At 51.5% G+C, this 23,035-nt stretch carries 16 protein-coding genes; 4 read left to right on the top strand and 12 right to left on the bottom strand.

Translation table 11 applies throughout. The features are described 5' to 3' along the window. Nucleotides 1-42: 42 nt before the first annotated feature. From DACE_RS12410 to hrpB, 6 genes are all read right to left on the bottom strand, one after another. Nucleotides 43-2,682: an AMP-binding protein gene (locus DACE_RS12410; protein WP_006001774.1), complete on the bottom strand. Its 2,640-nt coding sequence runs from the start codon at nucleotides 2,680-2,682 to the stop codon at nucleotides 43-45. Next, complete coding sequence (locus DACE_RS17465; protein ID WP_006001772.1) at nucleotides 2,675-3,937, bottom strand: MFS transporter; 1,263 nt, start codon at nucleotides 3,935-3,937, stop codon at nucleotides 2,675-2,677. The genes DACE_RS12410 and DACE_RS17465 overlap by 8 nt, the downstream gene beginning before the upstream one ends. Further along, nucleotides 3,927-4,616 carry a CPBP family intramembrane glutamic endopeptidase gene (locus DACE_RS12405; RefSeq protein ID WP_081450017.1) on the bottom strand — a complete coding sequence of 230 codons (690 nt, stop codon included), beginning with the start codon at nucleotides 4,614-4,616 and terminating at the stop codon, nucleotides 3,927-3,929. Before DACE_RS12405 ends, DACE_RS17465 begins: the two co-directional genes overlap by 11 nt. Beyond that, nucleotides 4,603-5,172 carry a TetR/AcrR family transcriptional regulator gene (locus tag DACE_RS17460; RefSeq protein WP_006001768.1) on the bottom strand — a complete coding sequence of 190 codons (570 nt, stop codon included), beginning with the start codon at nucleotides 5,170-5,172 and terminating at the stop codon, nucleotides 4,603-4,605. The genes DACE_RS12405 and DACE_RS17460 overlap by 14 nt, the downstream gene beginning before the upstream one ends. A gap of 234 nt (nucleotides 5,173-5,406) precedes the next feature. Next, nucleotides 5,407-5,688 carry a peptidylprolyl isomerase gene (locus DACE_RS12395; RefSeq protein ID WP_006001766.1) on the bottom strand — a complete coding sequence of 94 codons (282 nt, stop codon included), beginning with the start codon at nucleotides 5,686-5,688 and terminating at the stop codon, nucleotides 5,407-5,409. 108 nt (nucleotides 5,689-5,796) lie between these two features. Then, nucleotides 5,797-8,301 (bottom strand): ATP-dependent helicase HrpB, encoded by a 2,505-nt coding sequence (gene hrpB / locus DACE_RS12390; protein ID WP_006001764.1) that lies wholly within the window; start codon nucleotides 8,299-8,301, stop codon nucleotides 5,797-5,799. Between the two features lie 367 nt (nucleotides 8,302-8,668). Between hrpB and DACE_RS12385 the strand changes: the two genes are divergently transcribed. After that, a complete protein-coding gene (locus DACE_RS12385) occupies nucleotides 8,669-10,345 on the top strand; it encodes a methyl-accepting chemotaxis protein (RefSeq protein WP_006001762.1) in 1,677 nt (558 codons plus the stop codon). 425 nt (nucleotides 10,346-10,770) lie between these two features. Here DACE_RS12385 and DACE_RS12380 read toward each other — a convergent pair whose 3' ends face one another. Further along, the gene (locus DACE_RS12380; RefSeq protein ID WP_006001760.1) at nucleotides 10,771-11,646 is read right to left on the bottom strand and encodes an AraC family transcriptional regulator; all 876 of its coding nucleotides are present in this window, start codon (nucleotides 11,644-11,646) and stop codon (nucleotides 10,771-10,773) included. A 579-nt stretch (nucleotides 11,647-12,225) separates the two neighbouring features. Here DACE_RS12380 and DACE_RS12370 point away from each other — a divergent pair. Continuing rightward, entirely contained in the window at nucleotides 12,226-13,377 is a 1,152-nt protein-coding gene (locus DACE_RS12370; protein ID WP_006001758.1) for an iron-containing alcohol dehydrogenase, read from the top strand. A 93-nt stretch (nucleotides 13,378-13,470) separates the two neighbouring features. On the opposite strand, the gene DACE_RS12365 is transcribed toward DACE_RS12370, so the two are convergent. The 3 genes from DACE_RS12365 to DACE_RS12355 all read right to left on the bottom strand — a co-directional run bounded on the left by DACE_RS12365 (nucleotide 13,471) and on the right by DACE_RS12355 (nucleotide 17,712). Continuing rightward, on the bottom strand, nucleotides 13,471-15,159 hold the full coding sequence (locus DACE_RS12365; RefSeq protein ID WP_040367327.1) for an ankyrin repeat domain-containing protein: 1,689 nt from the start codon (nucleotides 15,157-15,159) through the stop codon (nucleotides 13,471-13,473). Nucleotides 15,160-15,593: 434 nt separating this feature from the next. Next, nucleotides 15,594-16,679 carry a cytochrome c3 family protein gene (locus DACE_RS12360; protein ID WP_006001755.1) on the bottom strand — a complete coding sequence of 362 codons (1,086 nt, stop codon included), beginning with the start codon at nucleotides 16,677-16,679 and terminating at the stop codon, nucleotides 15,594-15,596. A 400-nt stretch (nucleotides 16,680-17,079) separates the two neighbouring features. Continuing rightward, nucleotides 17,080-17,712 (bottom strand): chemotaxis protein CheD, encoded by a 633-nt coding sequence (locus DACE_RS12355; RefSeq protein WP_006001753.1) that lies wholly within the window; start codon nucleotides 17,710-17,712, stop codon nucleotides 17,080-17,082. Nucleotides 17,713-18,016: 304 nt separating this feature from the next. Between DACE_RS12355 and DACE_RS12350 the strand changes: the two genes are divergently transcribed. Together DACE_RS12350 and DACE_RS12345 are read left to right on the top strand one after the other, a co-directional pair. After that, nucleotides 18,017-18,514 (top strand): PaaI family thioesterase, encoded by a 498-nt coding sequence (locus DACE_RS12350; RefSeq protein ID WP_006001751.1) that lies wholly within the window; start codon nucleotides 18,017-18,019, stop codon nucleotides 18,512-18,514. Between the two features lie 14 nt (nucleotides 18,515-18,528). Further along, nucleotides 18,529-19,323, top strand: coding sequence for a methyltransferase domain-containing protein (locus DACE_RS12345; protein WP_006001749.1), 795 nt, complete (start codon nucleotides 18,529-18,531; stop codon nucleotides 19,321-19,323). 88 nt (nucleotides 19,324-19,411) lie between these two features. On the opposite strand, the gene DACE_RS17455 is transcribed toward DACE_RS12345, so the two are convergent. Together DACE_RS17455 and DACE_RS12335 are read right to left on the bottom strand one after the other, a co-directional pair. Further along, complete coding sequence (locus DACE_RS17455; protein ID WP_006001747.1) at nucleotides 19,412-21,253, bottom strand: diguanylate cyclase domain-containing protein; 1,842 nt, start codon at nucleotides 21,251-21,253, stop codon at nucleotides 19,412-19,414. A 602-nt stretch (nucleotides 21,254-21,855) separates the two neighbouring features. Next, nucleotides 21,856-23,007, bottom strand: a complete 1,152-nt coding sequence (locus tag DACE_RS12335; RefSeq protein ID WP_006001746.1) for a hypothetical protein — start codon at nucleotides 23,005-23,007, stop codon at nucleotides 21,856-21,858. Nucleotides 23,008-23,035 lie beyond the last annotated feature (28 nt).

Raw genomic sequence — 23,035 nt, 5'->3', positions numbered from 1 at the left:
TCAATCCTCTCTGCCTGCCCCTTCCTCTATTTCAACAATCCCCTACTCCGCCAACATCTCCCGCAAAGCCCTATAATTGGTCTTACCGGTCCCCAACACGGGAATCTCATCCACCATACGAATCTGACGGATATTATGCAGCGGCGACAACCCGGCATCACGAATCACCTGATTCACCTGCTCACGTTCCAGTGGAACTCGGCTGAACAACACCAACTCGGCATGGCTATCCGGATTGATCGCTTCCACGGCAATCAGCGGTCCATCTCCTTCAACTGAGCGACTTTGCAGTTCAGGAGCAGAAGCAATGATTTCCTCAATCGCGGGCAGAGAGATCATCTCACCACCGAGTTTGACAAAACGCTTGAGCCGTCCACAGAACGTCAATCCCCCCTGTTTGTTGCGCCGAACCAGATCGCCGGTGTTGTACCAGGCTTTACCGTCCAGCACGATGAATGGTGACTTGACGCTCTTCTCAAGATAGCCGTTAAACACATTGGGCCCGCGCACCACCAAGATACCGGCTTGATCCTCGGGCAATGGCTGCAGGGTTTCCGGATGAACCAGTTGGTAGTCCATCGACGGCATCACTTGGCCGATGGTGCCCGGCACCGGGTTGTTCGGCGAATTCACACTGACCAGCGGCGAGCACTCCGTTACGCCATAGCCTTCACAAACAATGGACTGCGGGCAACGTTCGGCGAGTAGCTGATAGGTTGCTTCCGGACACTTCTCCGCCCCGGTAAAGATCATGCGCAGACTCTGCAACTGGTTTTCATGGGCTGAACCGGCAATAGCCGCCAGAAAAGTTGGTGTGCCAACCACCACCGAGCAGCGATAGGCTTCCACATGTTGCGCCAAAATCGCCCCATCGGTCGGGTTAGGATAATAGGCAGTACGCAGTCCCAGGCATAGCGGCATGACAATGGTGCCGGATAAACCGAGAGAGTGAAACGGCGGCAGCATCCCCAACAGGCGATCACTTTCTTTGAGCGGAATCACCTGGGTCATGTCGTCCATGTTGGTGAGGATGTTACGATGGCTCAGCGATACTGACTTTGGCAACGCTTCGCTGCCGCTGGTGAACAACACGGCAGCGGTATCATGAATCTTTTTGGTGGATAAAAAGAAGCTGAAGAACTGACCTTTCAACCGCGCTTTAAGTTTATCGACCAGAGTTAACTGACCCACCAGGTTTTCCATGGCCAGCCACACGGCATTCACCTTGCCCACGTCAACCCCACGTGTCCTGAGTTTTTCGATCAACAGGGCCGATGTCAACACGCGGGTTGTGCCGGTTTGTTCCAAAGCATGGGACATATAGCGTTCGCCGGTGGTCCAATTGAGCAACACGGGCCGCTTGCCGCTGAACACCACGGCCAGCCAACACAGACAAGCTGCTACCGATGACGGCAGCATGATGGCAATGGAATCCTCTTCAATCTCACGCAATAACGGCTGCAGCGCCAACACGCCGGTCAACAGTTGCCGCCAGGTCTTCGCCCCACCTTGCTGATCAGCGACGATCACTTGATCCGGGTTATTTTTGGCCTGATACAGGATCAACTCGGCAAGGTTATCCGCCTGACGAAACGCCAGCGTTTTATCCGAACGCTGATCAAACCAGCCATCCGCCACCGGCTTAAGTGGTTCGGCAGAAAAACCAAGACCTTCGCCACGCGCCGCCAGCAGACAATCGGAGACCCGCTGCAACGCATCGAGATTTTCAACATCAACACTGAATTCCTCATTGAGCCAGGTCAAAAATTCCATCACCGCCAGGCTGTCGAGTCCCAGATCGTAGGCCAGGGTCATGTCATCTTTAATCTTATGATGCCCACTGATCTCTTTGAGTTTTTCTTCCACCAGTTGCCGTGTGGCCGCTGGAATATGACTGGCATCGCTGGAAAACTGCGCTTGAGTCGGTGCAGGCAACTCACGGGTCTGGTTGCCCTGCCAGAAATAATCGGGCACGGTAAAAGCCGGCTGCGCCACCTCATTATAAAAGGTTTCCAGATACCCATTGATCTCCTGGCGGCTGCCCTGGCGCGGAAAATCCGCCTCTTCGATAAATTCGACGGTCACGGTGCGCTTGGGCATAAACACCAGACCATTGACCAGCAGTTTCGGCAACATAGCCAACAACGTTTTAAAGAAATGGGGTTTGTCGCCGTGGGCACGACTGAAACGACTGCCCCATAATCCCGAGGTACGCACCAGTACCACCCGTGCTTCAGGCACGGCTTTGACCAGACGATCGACGGCACTACTGCCACGCAACTCCTCATTGGGACCACGATAGATCCGGCCAGCCGGATACACCAGCAAATGCTCGCCCTGCTCCAGGCTGCGCTCCATCAACTGCAACGCCTCGGCAACATCACCACGCTCGCCCTGATTGCTCTGCTGACTCAGGTCGGGAATCAATAACGCCTGCATTTTATTAAGAAGAAACCCGGTCACCGGATGATCTGCCTGCGCCCGGTCTGCCAATGGGCGTACGCTAAAATGTTGCTGCAGTGCCACATTGACAATCAGTGGATCGACCAATGCCGGATGGTTGGGCAAAAACAACATCCCCACCTTGCCGTCACGACGAATTCTATCAAGACCTTTTATGTCAATGCGATAGCGCAAGCGCAACAGGGTGCGCAAGATAAACAGGATAAATGATCTAAACACGCCATGCCTCCTTGGTGAGCAATTGAAAAAACACCACGGCCATTGTCAAAGTTAACATACCACACACTACCATGCCCCAGGCGGGACTCAAGGTCGCGTCTAATAAAGTGAACAACTGACCGGAAAACAGGATGCCGCTGAACGCGCCAAAGTTGGACACCGAGATCACCCGGCCGCGTTCATGATCGGCAGGCCGAACCTGAATAAAACTGGACTGAGGAATAATAAAAATGCCGCCACAACAGCCGCTGACCGACAGGGCCACGAACAGCACCGGCAATTGAACCACCTGAGGTAAAAGCGGTGCCAGACCACTGACCGTCAACCCAATGCCAAGCCCCACCGCTGATGGCACCACCACATGAGTCCAACGATCGACTCGGGTCAGCCGTGCGGACAGGAACGACCCGGCACAGATCCCCACCATCAAAGCAACGATCAGCAGACTGGTCAACGTTGAGCTGTAGCCCAACTGTTGAACACCGAGGGTGTTGATCACCAGCACCACCAGCGACGCCATGAAATAAAAGAACGCATCACCGATAATGGCCAGAAACAAGGGTCGGTCCTGACGCAGCCGCCACAGATCACAAGCCGAATGCCACGGTCCCAGCCAGGGAAACGGTGTCTTTGTGCCCTGTGCCGGACGTTTAACCACACCAAAGCTGCACATTACGCCAATCAGAGACACCACAACCACACCGATACCAACCACCAGCCGTCCATCGTAAAAATGGTCCTCGGCAATACCGCGATCCAATGCAATCCCGGCTAAGGCAATCCCCATAAGAATCGCCAGAGTGGTCACCAGCTTGAGCACCGCATTAGCCTTGGTCACATAGGTACTGGGGTAGAGTTCCGGAATAGAGCCATTGATGGCCGGGCCAAACAGGGTCGATTGCAATGACATGATAAACACCATGGCGAGAATTCCGTTCCAGTGCAGGGTAATCACGCCCCAGGCGCCCACCAGCATGGCCAACAGTTCGAGAAACTTGACGCCAATCACCACGTGCTTCTTGCTGTAACGATCGGCCAACCAACCAGCCCCGGCGGAAAACAGGATAAACGGCAGCGCAAACAAGGTGGTGGCCGTGCCCTGCAATTGGGTCATGGCCGTGCTGACGGCCAGCAGCAACGCAGCTTGTTTGAAGAAATTATCGTTAAAGGCACCGAGAAAATAGGTCGCGGCCATGGCAATAAACTTGCTGCGTCCCTGGCGAATCTGTTCCTGAACGTGCGGGTCATATGACATGAGTCCCTCCGAGTAATTGCCAGCCGATCCATAACAGAGCGACATCGGCAATCAGGTGACTGATATAGCAGTCGACAAGTGAAACCCCACGGCATCGCATCCAGCTCCACAGAGCTCCTGCGACCATAGTGGCAAAGGTGAAAAATAACGTAATCGGCAACGAGAAATAAACAATTAAAGTAAAATAATGGTGAAAACCAAACCCCACACCACCCAGCAACACAACCCACACGGCTGCCAAATTGCGTTCTTTGAGGCGTTCAAAGACAAACCCACGCCAATACCACTCCTCCAGCAGGCTATTGATCATGGCGATAAACAGCGCCACGCTCCAGTAATGGTCAAGTAGATTAAGGGAAGTCAGTTTGGTAGCAATGGCGTCACCATTAATCTGGCCCTGAAACAGCCCCTGCCAGGCGGCAAAAATCACCACACCAAGCACAGCACCGCTGAGCAGGCCCCAAAGTCCATGTGTCTTCTTCACGCCAGCCTGACGTGACGCCACGATCACCGAACGAAGACGCCAGACGACAAACGGAGCCACCACCAGTACCACCTTGGACAGCGGATAAAGTACCTGCGGCCACCACTGCAAGGTAAACGAGGTCCAGGTCGCCAGGGCCGGAAACACCAGCCACAGCGTCAGCCATACCCACGCTTTGGTCTCAGTGCGCATCATCCACCTCCAGCATCCGACACACGACTCGACTCACGTGATCAATCACCTCTTCGGTCAACAAGGGAATCCGCCCATAACGGTGCATCACCAGTGGCTGCATGACAGCGCCCATCACCATGGCCGCCATTAAAACGGCATCGCCCTGCTTCTCGCCATGCAGCTCGTCAACGAAACGGATGATGACATCATTGGGGTTGGTCTGCGCTTCAAGATCTTCCTCAGGAAAACCGTGCTGCGTGAGCAGGATAAAGGTAAAGCGAGTGGGAAATTGCAGATAATAGTCGTAGGTGTAATGGATCGCTTTCACCAGCCGCTGTGATGCAGGGATCTGCTCGGCAAGAACTTCGGCAAACGGCGCGGTAAACCGGTCTATCTCACGCTGAAACAGTGCCCAGGCCATCGCGTCTTTGCTGGGATAGTGCTTATACAAGGCACCTTCCGTCACCCCGGCTTCGCGGGCAATATCACGAATCACCGTGCGCGCCAGCCCCTTAGTGGCAAACAGGCGAATGGCCGCTTCCTCAATCACTTCTTTTTTCAAATTGGGTCGTCCCATGGCGTTCTCCATTTAGTAAGTAAACGTTTACTTACTAAATAAATCATGGCCCGTCAACACAAAAAAAGCCGCAACAGGAATTCCCTGCTCCGGCTTTTCAGTGGTTCTTTAAATTTTCTGGTGAGTTTAAGCTTTAAAACCTATGAACCACAGAGACACGGAGCTACGGAGAAGACCTAAGAACCCTGGGTTTTGATCTTTCTCCGTGTCTCTGTGCCTCCGCGGTGAACACCTTTAGGAGCGCTTGGTCACCTCAATCAGGTGATAGCCAAACTGGGTTTTCACCGGGCCGAGTACCTTGCCCACTTCGCCGCTGAACACCACTTCGTCAAACTCTTTGACCATTTGGCCGGGAGCAAACTGACCGAGATCGCCGCCTTTGCGACCGGACGGACATTGGGAAAATTTCTGGGCGCATTCGGCAAAGTCGGTGGCACCGGCTTCGATCTGCGATTTGAGTTCAAGGCATTTCTCTTCACTGGAAACAAGAATGTGGCGTGCACTGGCAATGGCCATGAGTAGACTCCTTTTATTTGTTGGGCTCTGTTCGTGATGTCAAAAGAGGCGCCAGTGTAACGGCAATTGGCGCTACCGCCAAGAAAAAAAACGAACCGGGACAGGACGTTAGCGATCTGACCGTTTCTTCACACCGCGTTGCGCCGGAGCCTGCAGCGGATCATCCGGCCACGGATGTTTGGGGTAACGCCCTTTGAGTTCCTTTTTAACTTCATCATAGGTGGTCGCCCAGAAGTTGGCTAAATCCGTGGTGGTCTGCATGGGACGCCGGGCAGGTGACAACAGGTGCAGCATAACCGGCACGCGGCCTTTGCCAATCCGCGGCGTTTGCTGCCAACCGAACAGTTCCTGTAATTTCGCGGCTAACACCGGCTGATGCGGATCGCTGTAATCCACGGCAATCCTGGAACCACTGGGCACCGTCAAACGCTCCGGGGCCAGTTCATCCAGTTGCTGACGCTGCGGCCAACTCAACAGGCTGCAGAGCGGTTCGAGCAGGTTCAACTTGGCCACCTGGTCCAGACGACTCATGCCATTGAGCCACGGTGCCAGCCAGACATTCAACGAATCCAGCAGTGCCGCATCATCAACCTGTGGCCAATCATCGACCAGTTGATGCTGTTGCACAAACGCCATCCGCTGACGCAAACACAGCGTCTCTTTGGTCCAATTGAGTCGCTCCAAACCACCAGAGCGGATCTGTTCGAGCACAATCGGCAGAGCCTGTTCCGCATCCAGTGCATGCGGACGTGACGACAGGAGCAACGCTCCCCAACGCCGCGCTTCCCGCGTTACCACCCGTTGTCCGCTGTCATCCCACACGGTTTCCATCTGCCAGTTCACAGGGTGTGGCCACATGTTGTCCAACTGACGCTCATCCAGCGCCGAAGCACGATGGATCAAGGCCTCACCAGAAGCGGAAAACTCTACATCCACCGCCACCAGCCAACGATGCTGCCGTACCCGGCAGCGCGGCGACAGGCGGGCACCACGGCCATTGCTGAGCAGGAAGTGATCCGTGCTGCCTTCTATACTGCCATCCCGCTTCTGGGCAACCCGATCCGGGTAAGCGGCAATCAGTAAACGCCCCAAAGCAACGCTATTACGGCTCGGGGTTGTGGTCGGCGAGCAACCTAAACGTCGGCACAGTTGACGATAGCTTTGATGGGCTAATGGTGAGATGCGCGACGAAGATTTCTTGCCATGCGGCTGCCACTGTTCCAGATGGTCAAGCAGATCACTGTCACTCACCGTATCGCTCTGCCCGCTGCGAAACCATTGCGGCGATTCGAGCACCACGGCCAACTGACACGCCAAAACCTGCTCATTTTCATCTTCAGCCGCCACCAGCATCCGCGCCAACCGGGGATGCAGCGGCAAGCGGGTCATGGCTCGACCAACTGTGGTCAGACGGCGTTGTTCATCAATCGCATCCAGTTGGAGCAGCAAGTTGAAGGCGGCATTCATATGGGCCGCAGGCGGCGCGTCCACCCACGGCAACGCATCGGCCTCGGTCACGCCCCAGGCGATCAACTCCAAAGCCAGGGACGTCAAATCACTGCGTAAAATCTCCGGTGCCACATAATCGATCATGGCCGCCTCCGCTTGTGGCGACCACAACCGGTAACAGGCTCCGGCAGCGGTCCGGCCGGCCCGGCCACTGCGCTGGCGCACGCTGGCCTGGGAAATACGCCGCGTCACCAGCCGGTTCATGCCGGTGCGCGGTTCAAAGGTCATCAGCCGTTCCAAACCACTGTCGATCACCACCCGAACCCCTTCAATGGTCAGACTGGTTTCGGCAATGTTGGTGGCCAACACCACTTTGCGCCGAGTTGTCGGCTGAATGGCCTGCTGTTGCTGTTCAAACGGCAAAGCACCGTACAACGGCAACACCAAGATATCGCCATCCAACCGTCCAGCCAGAGCATTACAACAACGCTGAATCTCCCGCGCCCCCGGCAAAAACACCAGCACATCGCCCGGCTGCTCCGCCACCGCCTTGTGTACCGCCCGACTCACCTGGACTTCCAGCCGATCATCATCGCCGAGGTGAAACACCTCTACCGGATAGCAGCGCCCGTCGCTCGGCACCACCGGGCAACCGCCGAAGTAATCGGCCAATGCCGCGCCATCAAGCGTCGCCGACATCACCAGCACTTTCAGATCATCACGCAAGGCCGCCCGCACATCACCAACCAGCGCCATGCCAAGATCGGCCTGCAATGCCCGCTCGTGAAATTCATCAAAGATGATCAGACCTACCCCGTCCAGAGTCGGATCATTCTGCAAGCGTCGCGTCAACACCCCTTCGGTCACCACCTCAATACGTGTCTGCTTGCTCACCGCCTGCTGATGGCGAATGGTATAGCCCACGGTCTGCCCCGGCTCCTCACCGAGCTGACGGCTCATATAGCGCGCCGCATGCACCGCAGCCAGACGGCGCGGCTCCAGCATGATAATCCGCTGGCCCTGCAACCATTCGGCATCCAGCAACGCCAACGGCACCCGCGTGGTCTTACCCGCGCCCGGTTCGGCCTGCAGAACAACGCTGTCGTGCGTTTGCAGCTCGGCCAGCAATTGCGGCAGGATATGGTCTATGGGAAGGGGCATCATAAAATCCGGTCAATAGCGCAAATAAATGTCGGAAGTGTAACCAAATCAAGAAAATTTCGCGACACCCTTTCATCGTACCTGATCAAACGCGCATTTAACCAACTAAACAAACACAACACATTATTTACAAAAAAATTCACATCCTAACAAAAACCAAACCTGCAAAAGCTATAGCTTCATGAAAAACAAACTAACAATTACCACCCAGCTAACATTTACTCTCTGCACAACGAATGTTTCACAACGCAAAGGATAACGTCTCAACCAATTTATATCGAACAACACACTGCGCAGAAACGCTGTTGCTGTAAATAGTTTTCCAGCAATGTTCATCCCACTTCCAGCGGACATCCCAAGGAGGCAAATCATGAATCTTAACAACCTTCGAGTCTGGATACGCCTCAGCGGCAGCTTCGGCACACTACTTCTTTTTTTAGTGATCGCCGGTGGGACCGGCATCTGGGGCTCGACAAGCCTTTCGAAACGGATCATCACGACTCTTGAAACCGATGGCGCTATCGCCGAACATATTGCCACAGCGTCCAGCCAGGCATTGGGCCTGAGGCGTTATGAGAAAGATATTTTTCTCAACATCAGTAAAACAGAAAAAACTTCCACCTATTTTGACAAATGGCAACAGGAGTATACCAAGCTGACCAAGAGCATTACGGCTTTGGAAAAGGTTGCCTATCTACCGGATGAGCAAGCTGCCGTAAAAAAAATGGCCAGTGGAGCAAAATCATATAAGCAAGGATTTGAGGGGATTTTTCAACGAATACAGGCCGGAGAAATCAGAACGCCACAAGCTGGCAACAAGGCTATGGGACCGTTAAAAGAGTCAATCCGGGCACTGATTAACAACGCGGCATTGATTCACTCTGCGAGTACCAAGCGCATGCACGCAATTGAATCGGATATCGAATCTACTGCATCCAGATCAAAAAACGCGATCTATACAGCGCTATTGCTTTCGATTTTTGCCATGCTGGTGATGGCCTATTTCACAACCCGCAGCATCGTCAATCCGTTAAAAGAGGTCAACCGAATGCTGAACAACCTTGGAAAAGGAGATCTCAGTCACCGCCTGCACATGGTCCGCAAAGATGAGATGGGGGAAATGGCAAAAACCTTAGACGCTTTTGCTGACAACCTGCAAGATGAGGTGGTCACGGCGTTCAATAAGATTGCCGATGGTGATCTCACTTTTGTGGCCAGCGGCCTTATAAAAGATCCACTGAGTCGAGCGAACCGGTCATTAACTGACGTCATGTCACAAATCCAGTCTGCGGGAGAACAAATTGATTCTGCCAGCAGTCAAGTTTCTGATTCAAGCCAGACACTTTCGCAAGGAGCCACTCAAACGGCAGCATCTCTTGAAGAAATCAGCAGTTCCATGAGTGAGATGGCCAGTCAAACCAAGACCAACGCTGATAACGCCAACACCGCGAACCAATTGGCAAGCGAAGCGAATAAGGCCGCGCAAAACGGCGGGCATCAGATGGCGGCCATGGTAGCAGCGATGGAAGAGATCAGTGAGTCAGGTCAAAACATCAGCAAAATAATTAAGACGATTGATGAAATTGCTTTTCAGACAAATCTTCTCGCACTGAACGCCGCTGTCGAGGCAGCCCGAGCAGGTCAGCACGGTAAAGGTTTTGCAGTAGTTGCGGAGGAAGTCCGCAACTTGGCAGCACGGAGTGCCAAAGCCGCTTCCGAGACCGCCGAGTTGATCGAAGGCTCAGTAACAAAAACCGAAAATGGAACCCAGATTGCTCAACAAACGTCCAAAGCCTTGGAGGACATCGTCGGCTCGATTACTAAAGTAACTGACTTAGTCGCTGAAATTGCCGCAGCCAGCAACGAACAGGCCCAAGGCATCGCCCAGGTTAATCAGGGGCTGGGACAAATAGACGAAGGGGTACAGCAGAATACGGCAACAGCTGAAGAATCTGCCGCAGCCTCCGAAGAACTCTCCAGCCAAGCAGCGTATTTACAACACATGCTGAGCCGTTTCAAGTTGGCAGGTGGCTCGACTCCAACATAATGACACGCTGGCCCTGCAACCATTTGGCCTCGAGCAAGGCAAATGGCGCACGGGAGGTCTTACCCGCGCCCGGTTCGGCTTGCAGAACAGCACTGTTGTGCATGTGCAGCTTGCCGAAAAGTGTGGCAGGATCTGGTCACTCGTACTTGAACACCGTCAATTTTGTCATCGGAGTGACCCCCTGTAGGAGCGAATTTATTCGCGAATTGTTCTGGTCATGGATCCTTTTCATGATGGGAATTCGCGGCTGAAGCCGCTCCGACAAGAGACAATTTCAATGATGCTGAAGGATTAGGAAGAGACATGAAAGATCCGGCGCAAACTCATAAAGTAACGCCAAAAAGGATAACCGAACTAACCGATTTTCGCGATAAGCTGAACGGCTTCGCCTCTGAGACTTCTTGGATGAATGACAGAAGTATCACTTACCTCGCCCCCCTCATCATCTCAGCAGGACTCACGCCAAAGAAACGCTTGAAATCACGGCTGAATTGCGAGCTACTTTCGTAGCCAACCTTATCCGCCGCAATGTAGACCTTCATGTGCTCACGTTCGATCAGATCACGCGCCTTGTTGAGGCGCACTTTTTTCAGATACTGAATGGGAGATTCAGAAGTGATCTCTTTGAATGCCCGGTGAAACGTTGAGGCGCTCATCCCGGCGACACTCGCCAGTTGATCGACATCGAGTTTGCGTGAACACTCGCGGTGAATCAGGTGCAGGGTTTTTGAGACGCGGGCAAAGCTGCCGTCCTGGGCGGCAAGGGCATACAACGAAGACGCCTGCGTGCCGCACAGAGCACGATAAATGATTTCACGGATAAGCCCCGGCCCGAGAACCAGCGCATCCGCTTCTGAATGCAGGCACTTCAACAGCCGAATCACCGCATCGTGCATGGCCGCATCCATCTCAGCCGGAGCCACCCCTTTGGGAATATCGCGTATTCTGACAGAAGCGGCCACCCTGCTCTGCCCCAACAATCCCATCAACTCGTGGAGCACCGGCATATCAATATCGACATACAAACCAAGAAACGGCGCGTCTGCATCCGCAAACGTTTCACACTCAAACGGAATGGGAACGGATGTGACCAGATAATTGTTGGGATCATATTGAAAGCTGCGCTCTCCCAAATGGCCGATTTTACGACCCTGAGCGACGATAAAAATCCCCGGATCATAAAGCAATGGTGAGCGGGGAATATGGCTGCTGGATTTAAAAAAACGCACCCCTTTCAAGCGGGATTTGTTAAACAACTCCTTCAACTCAAATTGCTCTATCAGCTTGACCATCTCATTCATGCCACATTCCTCTTATATATGTGTACCTATCCTTACCGCTGATCCGCCTCTTTTTTCAGATCGCAACCAAGCTCTCCCGTTCAGCAGCGCCGAGCGCAAGGAGCGTCGCCGTGATGGTCGTCGGCAACTGTTTGAAGACTGTTGAAAACAGACCGAGTTTTGCCGACATCACGACGTAAGCGACTGAAGTGAGGGAACCCGCAGGGCGCAATGTCGGGAGTCGTTTTTCCGTCCCTTTTGACGACGCAAAAGGGACCCGACGTGCGGGCGCGGAAGCCCGCGTCACGTGGGCACCAAGCCACGCGTACTCATGAAACACGATTGGAACTCATGCCCCACAACTGACACCAAATCAATTACAGGCCATCACCATAGTAGTTTTGGTCATAAAAATCACTCGTAAACTGCATTTAAAATCAAACTTTGACAGAATTGGGCACACTTTAAGCAGAAACAGACATTTCATTCTCCGGTCAATGGACGTACAGTTCCCTCACTTTTAACGGCAACAGCGCATTGCCATCCCCCTTTTCAACCAAGCAGGGAAAACAACACCCTGACAACATCAAGGAGAAAACAATGGCTTCATTCACCATTCCGCAAAAGATCTATCATGGCCCCGGTTCTCTGGAAAACCTGAAACAAGTAACCGGCAAAAAAGCCCTTATCGTTATCGGTGGTGGTTCGATGAAACGACTTGGTTTTCTCGATAAAACCATCAACCTCTTGCAAGAAGCCGGTATTTCTTCGGTGGTTTTTGAAGGGGTGGAAGCAGACCCGTCGGTTGAGACGGTCATGAGAGGTGTGGAACTGTGCAACCGTGAGAACCCCGACCTGATTGTCGGGCTGGGCGGCTGCTCGGCCATTGATGCGGCCAAAGCCATGTGGGTGTTTTATGAGTATCCCGACGCGACATTCGGGGAGATCACGGCACCGTTCACCATCAAACCGCTGCGAAACAAGGCGCGCTTCGTTGCCATCCCTTCAACCAGCGGCACCGGAACCGAAGCCACCTGCGTTGCCGTTATCACCGACACGGCAAAAGGGATCAAACATCCGCTGGTGTCGTATGAAATTTGCCCCGACATCGCCATTGTCGATGGTGAGTTGGCGAAAAGCATGCCTGCCGATATCACGGCCAACACCGGCATGGACGCCCTGTCTCACGATGTAGAAGCTGTGGTTGCGGCCCTGGCAAGCACCTATAGCGACACCATGGCGCTGCGTTCCATCCGGACGATTTTTGACACCCTGCCCCAAGCCTGCGCCAATGGCGAAGACATGGCAGCACGTCAGGCCATGCACGATGCCTCCTGCATGGCGGGAATGGCCTTTTCCAATGCCATCCTCGGTATCATCCACTCAATCTCTCATCAGATTGGCGGCATGTTTGGCGTTCCCCACGGACGCGCCAACGCCATCCTGATGCCGAATGTCATCCGCTTCAACAGCCGCGCCACTGATAAATATGAATTGATGGCCAAGGAGCTGGGCAAAGAAACAGCTGAAGAGTTTGCCACCGAAGTGGAAAAACTGCGCCGGACCGTGGGTATCGAAGACAGCTTCAAAGCGTATGGCATGACGCCTGAAGCATGGCAGGAAAAGCTTGACGCCATGGTCACCAACGCTCTGGCCGACCCGTGCACCGGCACCAACCCGCGTCAGCCGAGTGAAGAAGAGATGAAACAGATCTTTGAGTGCTGCTTTAACGGCGAGGTGGTCACCTTTTAAACCAGCTGCAGACTTGTGCTGAAAAACCGTTGGCCACACCTTTAACCAAGTGCGGCCAACGGTTTGGCGCGGGCAGAAAACAACGAATGCCCCCTAGGGACAAAACCCTTCCGTTCTTTGTTGACAATGGTATTCGCAATTCTCTTCAGGTGTGCCCGAATAATAAGTATTAGCGAACTGGGTTCGCCACCGTTCAACGCAGGCGGAAAAACGCTTGCGGTCATTGGCATCACCACCATGGCCAACCAGGAGGTCAAGCACACCATCATCTTCAGCATAGTAAATGGCAACCCCGGCATTGGGGTCGATTCCACTATCGATTAATGACGTTACAGCGGCACGATCACCTATGCGCACGGCATAAGTTAAGTCATCGTACGTGGCGGCTTTTGGAATCAGCATTTGAATGATTTTGCGCCGCCTTTCACTATTCTCAGGGCTCTGATACGCCGAGAACAACGGGCGCAGAGCTTCCTTCATGGGCCGGATATCACCGCGTGAAGCACTTTTCATGGGGATTTTCGGGTCGGCACCGAGCTGCAGAAGCAGCTGCACGGCTTCCGGGTTGTGGCCGTGCACAGCCGTCCATAGCGGCGTGGCACCACGCTCGTTGCGCGAATTGATGCTCAGGCCAGCATCGACCAAACGTTGGATCATCGCTGGCTTATTGGCCGACGCAGCAAGGTGAAGTGCACAATTACCGGCATAATCGCGGGCATTGAGGTCAGCGCCCATCTCAATAAGCCGTTGCATCAAGGTGACATCGTCATTCTCCACCGCCAGCAAAAGCGCATTGACGGGCAAGGACGCGCCCTCGTCGAGCAAAAGGTCAAAAAAACGGCGATCCTCCTGTTCGAGTGCGGCTTCCATCAGTCTATCCGTATCCTGCAGCGTGGCACCGTGCTCCAACAGTTGCACGGCCAGATCCAGATCTGCGGCGCGGATGGCCCAAAGCAGCGACGTCATGCCGTCGCTATCCCGATAGTTGAGATCACTGCCGCCATCGTCAAAAACCTTCAGCGCCAGCTTCCGATGCCCGTTACGTAAAGCCGCAGTGAGCAGATTGGAACCGTGAAATGGGCCGTCAGGAGCCACTGAAGAAAGATCGACATCCATCTGATCCATTAGGTAAAGCAACGTCGTTTCGTCACTTACATAGGCGATCACAACACCAGCATAGGCTGGGGTTAGCCCGGCACCCGCGTGAACAAGAAGATCAATGCCAGGTTGATCGCCAATGGCAGTCGCATAAAAGAGCGGGCTGAATCCAAGCGGTCCCGTGTCATTGACACACGCGGGTTCAGTCTGCAACAGGGTGGCAATTTTCTGATGATCTCCCGCCATAATGGCGCCAATAAGGGGCGGTTCGCTGATCTTATGCATCTGATACTGCTGAAGCAGCATTTGAATATCTTGGGTGCTGACCGCCTTGTTGATTTCAAAATCGTTGAGATACATCAGATCGACCGGGAGAGTAAGCGTATCGCCTGCCAGGGAGCAAACCAAGTCAATGGTCGTGTAGAGATAAAAAAAGGCGCCTGAGACGCATTCTTGCACCGGGATAAAAAAGGCGCCCACACCGATGGGGCCACTCGGGTCATGGTTGACATGCTTTGACGGAGGGCCGTCCTCAAAACTTTTTGCGGCTTTCTTAACACCTGAATAGGGCTGGCCGACATGGCTGGGATGGCTGCTTTTAGTTTGGAGCGTCGAGCAACCGTTGCAGAGAAAAATTAATGCGACAAACAAGAGAAGCCGTAAGCTTCGTGCAAGAGAGTTCATAAAAAGTCTGCCTGTGTGATCCGGATAGATTGTGACGATAATGATCGCGGTAGAAGCACAACAAGCCCCTGTGCCGTCAACATCGTCATTGGAAGGCCAATAACGCACTCCAAATATTAGAATTATTACCATATAATGACAATAAAGCTCACGGCAAAAATGGATAACTTGGCTCAGGCAATAGACAAAGGAAAACCAATCCCGTATTCAATCAAAAAACAAGCCACATTTCAAAAACGTACACGGTGTCTCCGCCGCAGACATCGATTATCTTCTGATGGCCTATGATGACGAAAAATATTTTGATCTGGTTGACTGCCTGACAACAGTGTCCAAGGCTTCGAAAAAATCAAAATAGAGCGGAAAAGTTGTTTCAACAAGGCGTGACCATCGCTTTCAATTCTTCTCCACGTCCCTCAGGCCAAAGAGTGTTTTTAACTATCCTTACTGGAATGACACTTAAAGCAGCCTGTCTCATTATCACCGCCACCGGCAGTCATGGCGCTGTAATCCCAGCGCAACATATCGGGATACTGGCTACCATGAACAAGATGGCAAGACAAACAGGTTACCACAGCATCACTACGGGTTGGCGTGGTGGGATCAAGCCAGCCGACCGGCACACTCGCATCGTAGTCGGTCTCAGGATTGTAGTCGGCGAATTCACCAGTCGTCGGCAAACGGATCATGGTCGGATGCCGTAACCACACCCCTGATGCGGCATCTTCCGTATTCATATGAGCCTGGGCATGGCACCCGGTGCAAAAAGCGCTGATACTATGGGTGGTTTGCAACAGAACATTGTCGTTGTGGTTTGTCACCGCCCCCTGATATCTGTTGTGCCCCAAAGTAGGGTCCTGCTCCCAATCAGCATCTTCAATTCCAGCAACATACGAGGTGAGCATCACAATCCCCCCGCCATAGCGCGCATCATGACCACCAAGAAAACGATACCAACCACTCTCCTCGGTTTCCATGCTGCCCTCGGCAATATCAGTGCCGTGGTGTTTATATTTTTGATGACAGATCTTACAGCCATCAATCTGGGTATCCGTCATACTGCTTTTGGGCATGGCCAGAGACGCATGACACGAATTGGTGCACCCGCCACCCCAAAGATCAAGCGGCGCATGATCCAAGTCGCTATCCTGGTTACTGATGCCATAGACATTATGGCCATGGCTGTCGATGTTGCCACCAGCTGCTGCCACATCATAAAAATTCCCCCCGGCCAGAGGCTTAGTCGGATAACCCGTGGTATTGAAAACAATCGGAATACGCGTTGGCCCAAAGTTGACAATCGTCTCACTCCCCGAAGAAGAGTGACAGCCAATACAGCTCGACACCAGCAACGTATCGTTAACGGTTGCATCAAGAACTGAACCATCCTGACTGTTGTGCATGGTATGACAGTTAGAACATGCGCCGGTCACCGCCGCCTGAACATCTGGGGCCAGCACCAAAAGCACCACGACACTGACAAACACGACAATAATCACACGTCTCGATGTTAAAAACATCGCTCCCCCCTCACAAAAAAATGCCCCCATACCTATAAACACGGGGGATATCCCACAAAACACCATTGTTCATTAACATTCGCACTAAAAGCTATCATTAAACGTGCCAATAGCTAATATAGGTAAAAACAATGCTGCATGTGGTCAAAATTGCATGGGGTTTTATTTTCGTGTTACTCCACGAGAGCAAAGTCTTATCCAGAGAAAATATAGACGCACTGATTTGCCCCAGTAACAGCGGCAAAATGCCCACCGCGATAAAACAACACAGCAGCAAGCTCTATCTGTGGTGCAACCGCAGAAAAGTGGAAGATTAAGAATGTGATATCACTGTGGGGCGGACGCCAAGAAGGGGCGGAACAGTGAGGAATTATCTCTGCAAGATAATTGACAAGGCGTTCTATCTGGAAAGGTGCCGTTGCGTATTCCACAATTCAATACGATCAGGCTTGGATAAATAGTCTTCCTGTTCGCGGATGGCGTGAAGCCAACAGTCACGATCTCGTTGGGCAATCAGTCTTTCCTGATTCACGTTTTTGATCTTACGCGCATAGACCTTAAAACTGCCAAAAGAAAAGTGAATCACCCGTCCATCTTCACCACCAAGACTTTCCGCCACAAGTGGAATCTGTTCGCATTCGAGAAATTCACGGACAAACTCCACATTGGCATCCCCAACAGACATGTTGTTTTGAATGGAACGAAGATCCTTTAACACATTTCCGCCGCCAAATGCTTTCGCTTTAAGGCAGGTGCGACGCGCACCAAGCTTCAACATCTCATTGATCAACAGTTCCATAGCATGGATTCCATAGCGCCCTGCTTCCGTCAGGAAGATCGGCCCATGATTAACAGCCTGATTGGAACTCAACAAAAAATGATTCATCCCCATCACGTGATTGACAGGATCATAAAGGCACACCGCAACACAGGAGCCAAGAAGTGTCGTAATCGTCACAGGAACATTCGAGACATACTGCTCGCCCGGCCCGATAATGACACGTTGATGCCTTTCAAAATTTTCAGTTCGCATATATGCTCAATTCGTTCAATTCAGGATGCAACACCACAAGATTGAGACGAGAAATTGCTGACGCTCTCGGCAAGCCATAAACATTAATTTGTCTATACTTTTTTTAATGTTTTATCACAACTCTAAAATGGGAGGCAACACTTCAAAAGTGAATCATTCAATAACTTCATTCATCGGATAAGAAAGGTCCGCGTTGGCAGAACAGACCACTCTCAGACGCAACAAAGAAAAACAATGCGGGTTTTACCATGTTCGATGCTAAAATTATGCTTTTATCTAGTGAACCAACAGGAGGGATCATCTCATGCAAAACGACAACTTTCAGGATCACTATCCCGATGAACTCAGCTACTGCTATGGCTGTGGACGTCACAATGAACACGGTCTGCAACTCAAAAGTTCGTGGGATGGAGACGAAACCGTTGCCCTATTTCAACCCAAGCCTTACCACATCGCGGTTCCCGGTTACGTGTATGGCGGCCTGCTTGCATCGCTCATCGACTGCCACGGCACGGGAACGGCTTCAGCAGCCGCCTACCGCAATGAGGGCCGCGCTATGGACACCGCCCCACCGCTGCGCTTTGTCACCGCTTCGTTACAGGTCGATTACTTGCGTCCCACACCGCTGGGTGGCCCCCTTGAGATCAGGGGAAAAATCAGCGAACTTAAAGGCCGCAAAGTGGTGGTCAATGTGACGGTCAGTGCTGATGGAGAGGTTTGTGTGCAAGGCAAAGTGATCGCGGTTCAGATGCCGGAACATATGGCCGCAAAAATGGACGCCATAGAACCAGAATCAAAATAAAACGGTGAACAGTTATGACGGATAAAACATCCAAAGAAATGAGTCGAGATCAGTACAGCCAGGTCGGCGATGCTTACGTGCGCAGTCAAACTCACGCCAAAGGCGTTGACCTCGACTATCTTCTCAATATGGTCCAGCCGCAAAAAGACTGGAAGGTTCTGGATGTGGCCACCGGCGGCGGCCATACCGCCTTAATACTGGCTCCGTATGTTCAACAGGTGATTGCCGTCGATCTGACACCCAACATGGTGGAAACGGCGAAGAAATTTGTCTGCGACGAAAAAGGCCAGACCAATGTCACCTTCCAACTGGCGGATGCCGAAAACCTGCCCTTTGAGGATGGCAGCTTCGATCTCGTCACCTGCCGGATCGCGGCACATCATTTTCCCGCTTGTCAGAAGTTTATTGCGGAGAGTGTTCGGGTGTTAAAACAAGGTGGGTTGCTGGCAGTGCAGGATCATGTGTTACCAGCAGAAGAAAATCACGCACTCTATGTGGATCAGTTTGAACGCCTGCGCGATCCATCCCACTTTCGCGCCTATTCCGAGCAGCAGTGGCGACAGATGTTTGAACTTGGCGGCCTACAGGTCCAGCAAACTCGTCAACTGACCAAACGCCACAATTTTATCGACTGGGCCAAACGGATGAACTGCACGGAGGAAACGCTTGATGAGTTGGTTGCCATGATGAAAAACGCTCCCAATGCCGTTAAGGCTTGGCAAAAACCGTTTCCGGATGCTGATCATTTCGGTGGAATAGAAACGAGCTTCGTTAATCATCATATTATTGTCGTTGGGCGCAAAGGCTGATCCTTTGCTCACAGAGGTAAGCCAAGTAGACTTGCCCCCCTTTTGGCATTTTTAACGATGCTTCGCACGACTACTTAATCGTGTTGAATTATGCAGACTTACTCCGCCCTTTTTGTTTAACGACATACATGTTCTGATCAGCAACACGCAAAAGCTCCTCTGCCGTCTCCCCATTCTCCGGGAAAAGGGAAAACCCGACACTTGCCCGGCTCTTCACTTCTAAAGAATCGAACTGAAATGGCAATTGCAGTGCCTTATCGATACGGCTAATCAAGGTCTCAACACCCGACAAGTGATCGACTTGAGGCAAAAGGATGACAAACTCATCACCGCCCATCCGTGCCAGAGTATCTGAATCCCGCATCAGCTTCTGCACCCGCTGCGCAACACCCTTGAGAAGTTTATCGCCAACATCATGCCCATAGGTATCATTGACCTGTTTAAAACCGTCCAGATCCATAAAAAGTACGGCCATCGGCTGCCGGGAGCGCCGTGCTTGAGCAAGAGACTGTTCCAGACGTTCCATCAACAAGTAACGGTTGGGCAGACGCGTCAAATTATCGTGAAGAGCCATAAACCGCACGGCATCTTCTGAAGCCTTGCGTTCACTGATATCGGAAAGGATGTTCAGGGTGGCCGGGTTGTTCTTCCAACGGATCAACACTCCCGTCAGCTCTATCGGGTAGACAGTCCCGTCACGCTTAAGAAACTGGCTTTCATAACGAACAGGAGCTTCTTTACCGGCGAGCCGTTTCAGATGATTGGCCATCATTGTCTCACGTGCTTCAGGGGCGATCAGAGGTAAAAAGGTTTCCATATTCAGCAGTGCATCATGATCGTAACCAGTCATTTCACACGCACGCGGATTTACGAACACCAACCGCTTATTTTGTACGACAACAATCCCTTCATGGGCATTATCGACCAGGCTGCGAAAAGACTCTTCACTCTCCTTTAACCGCATATTGAGGTCTTGGAGTGTTTTGTTAAACCTGTTGACCTTGCGATAGCGAGAGAGAAACAAAAAACCGACAACACCGACAGCTGCCACCACTTTCCAAAATATTGAATAGTCAAACTGATGTTCATAGGTGACAGCAATCCATTTGCTGTGAATTTCCTGGACCGGATTACTGCCTATGCTTTTAACCGCCTTATCAAGGATGTGCAACAGCACAGGATCGTCATTTCTGACGGCAATGCCAAGCTCCCAGTTTCGATTGATCCGTCCGGAAATTTTGATCGACGATGAAAAGTAATGGGTAATTTCATATGAAATGGTTGTCAGGTTGTCGATAAATCCGTAGATTTCATTTTTCTCAAGTGCAGTAAGGCCATCGTAAATCGTATCAAATTCTGTAATATCCATTTCAGGATATTCCATCCTCAGAAATTCTGTAAAAGCATAGCCTTTCACAAGCCCCATGCGATGATGAAGCACATCTGGCAGATCTGCGATGAAGGGCTTTTCCTTGGTTGTGGCAATGACAAGAGGAATAACGATATAGGGCGTTGTAAAGTTCAGGTATGTTTTTCTTCCAGGCGTTGCCATGGCCAGTGGCAGAATATCGCATTTCCGAGATTTCACGTTCTCAAGTGATTCCGGCCATGACTCCGTTGGAACGAGTTGAAAGTTTACTCCTAATTTTTGTGCGACCAAATCAAGATAGTCTGCGCTCATTCCGACATGTTTATTATTAGAGACCGCCTCAAAGGGCATCCAGCCAGGATCAACACAAACTTTAATCGTCTTTTTTTGTGCAAGATACGCTATTTCCTCGTTTGTTAACTCCAGAAGAGATGCTGTTACATTCAGTGTTTCTTCACTGTTGATAGGACGTCCTGAGGCACTGTCGATGCTATTTTGAGCAAAAGTCAAAGAGGTTTGGAGGAGAACAAACAAAATCGCAATGTAAATTGACTTCCGCATTTGGCACATCCTCAAAAAACGTTCATTTCTATCACTAAAGTTGCTTAGTGAAAATAGACAGATAGAGACTTTACTGCTATCTCGCAGTTTAATCAATCCCCCCTCTTTTAGCAAACGATAGAATCGTTAATCCAGATTCAAAAACAAGAGAAGGCCAGAGCATTACAGGATGCCCTGGCCTTCTCTTGTTTTATATTTATTCCTCAGCACAGAGGGACTCTTTTAATCTTCCCCCCACGCACTCCACAAGCGACGGACTAGGGGTTGAGCAAACCCGCCAACTGACGAAACGTCACAATTTTATCGACCGGGTCAAACGGATGAACGGCTCAGAAGAGACATTAGAGGATTTGGTATCCATGATCAAAAGCGCTCCCGAGACCATCAAAGCCTGGCTGGAACCCTTGCCGGACGCTAAACATTTGCCAACAAGAGTAAGTCCACCGCAGGCTTGCTCCCTTTTGGTATTTTTGAGTCCGAGAGAAAATTCTTAAAAGAAAAGGACGTTGAGAGGCGGTCTCAATAGGGTACGCGGCATGTGAAACCTTTTATGATGGTATTTTTTCAGTTGGCTTATTGAACTGTTTACATCCGTTTCAAGCTCATGATTTTGTTCCGCTAAAATTGCTGACTTTATCTTCTATCCGCTGCCAACTGTTGTTCATTGATTTGAAGATCCCGTGTACTTTCATCGGTGTACGAGTGGTCCGGGGGTCAAGCTCGTGAAACATCGGTAAGCTGAAATAGTACAGTCTGGTCTCTTCCCCGAAACGTAGACGGCAGACCGGTAATCCAGCGAAATTGTCAACCAGGTACTCAGGGGTGTCTGCCGATGACATTTTGTGGCTCTTATGGATAAAAACTGACGAATGGCCGAAGCTCAACGCTTCTTTTTTGGGTAGGCCACTCGTTTCTGCCGAGGTGTTGCAAAATACGGTGACGGTATTTCGGACTCCCGGCGTGTATTGCATATATTCGCCATAAAAACCATTAACCACATCACGAAAGGCCGTGTGTTCGGGTTTTGGATTGCATTCCAAAACCATCAACAGGTCAAGTTGTTGGCGACTATTAAAATACAGGTGATTGGCTTTGTCGACAATTGCGCTGATGTTCGACTGGTGAAGATCGCGGTAAACATAGTCGAAACAGATCAGGCTCATAAAAGTGAAACTGGTCGGCTGACAATGAAACAGTGGGAAAACCTTACCTCGGTAAAGGTTGTGCTGCGAATCAAGGTGCTCCTCCCCGACATACGGATGACTTTTGGCCTGCATGAAGACCCTGAACCTGCCATCATTTTCCTTGACCGCGGTAATACTGCAGTTGGTTGGAAGCTCATCGATATCACCGCTATCGAGATCCTGAATAACCGAAGCCAGCGCTTCAGGGTTGTCATCAGAGTAGCGTTCCAGCAACTCCCGGTACTCCACCAGTGGCACATGGTCCACGCCAAAAAATGTCACTGAATTCGGCCGAAATCTTTCTTCGATAAATGTCAGTGCACTGTCGACATATTCACCGGGAATAGCCGCTTCTGGGAAAGCCACAAAATGGCATTTTTTAAGGTTGCCTTCACCCGTAGCAACGAGCTCGAACACTGTCTTCAGTTCATCCCACTTATTCTTAGGATTGGCCAGCCGACAGGAAAAATCGGCCAAGCCCAAATGATTGGGAAGCTGGCAAACCATGTAGTACAAAGGATCACCGAGAGGCAAGTCGACATTGATATGTTTCTCTATGATTTCAAACATCACAAAATCTCCCAAAACGCCTTAACTT

It is taken from the genome of Desulfuromonas acetoxidans DSM 684 (assembly GCF_000167355.1).
Lineage (GTDB): Bacteria > Desulfobacterota > Desulfuromonadia > Desulfuromonadales > Desulfuromonadaceae > Desulfuromonas > Desulfuromonas acetoxidans.
The sequence above is the reverse complement of the archived record's forward strand: the minus strand, read 5'-3'. Positions and strand labels throughout refer to the sequence as shown.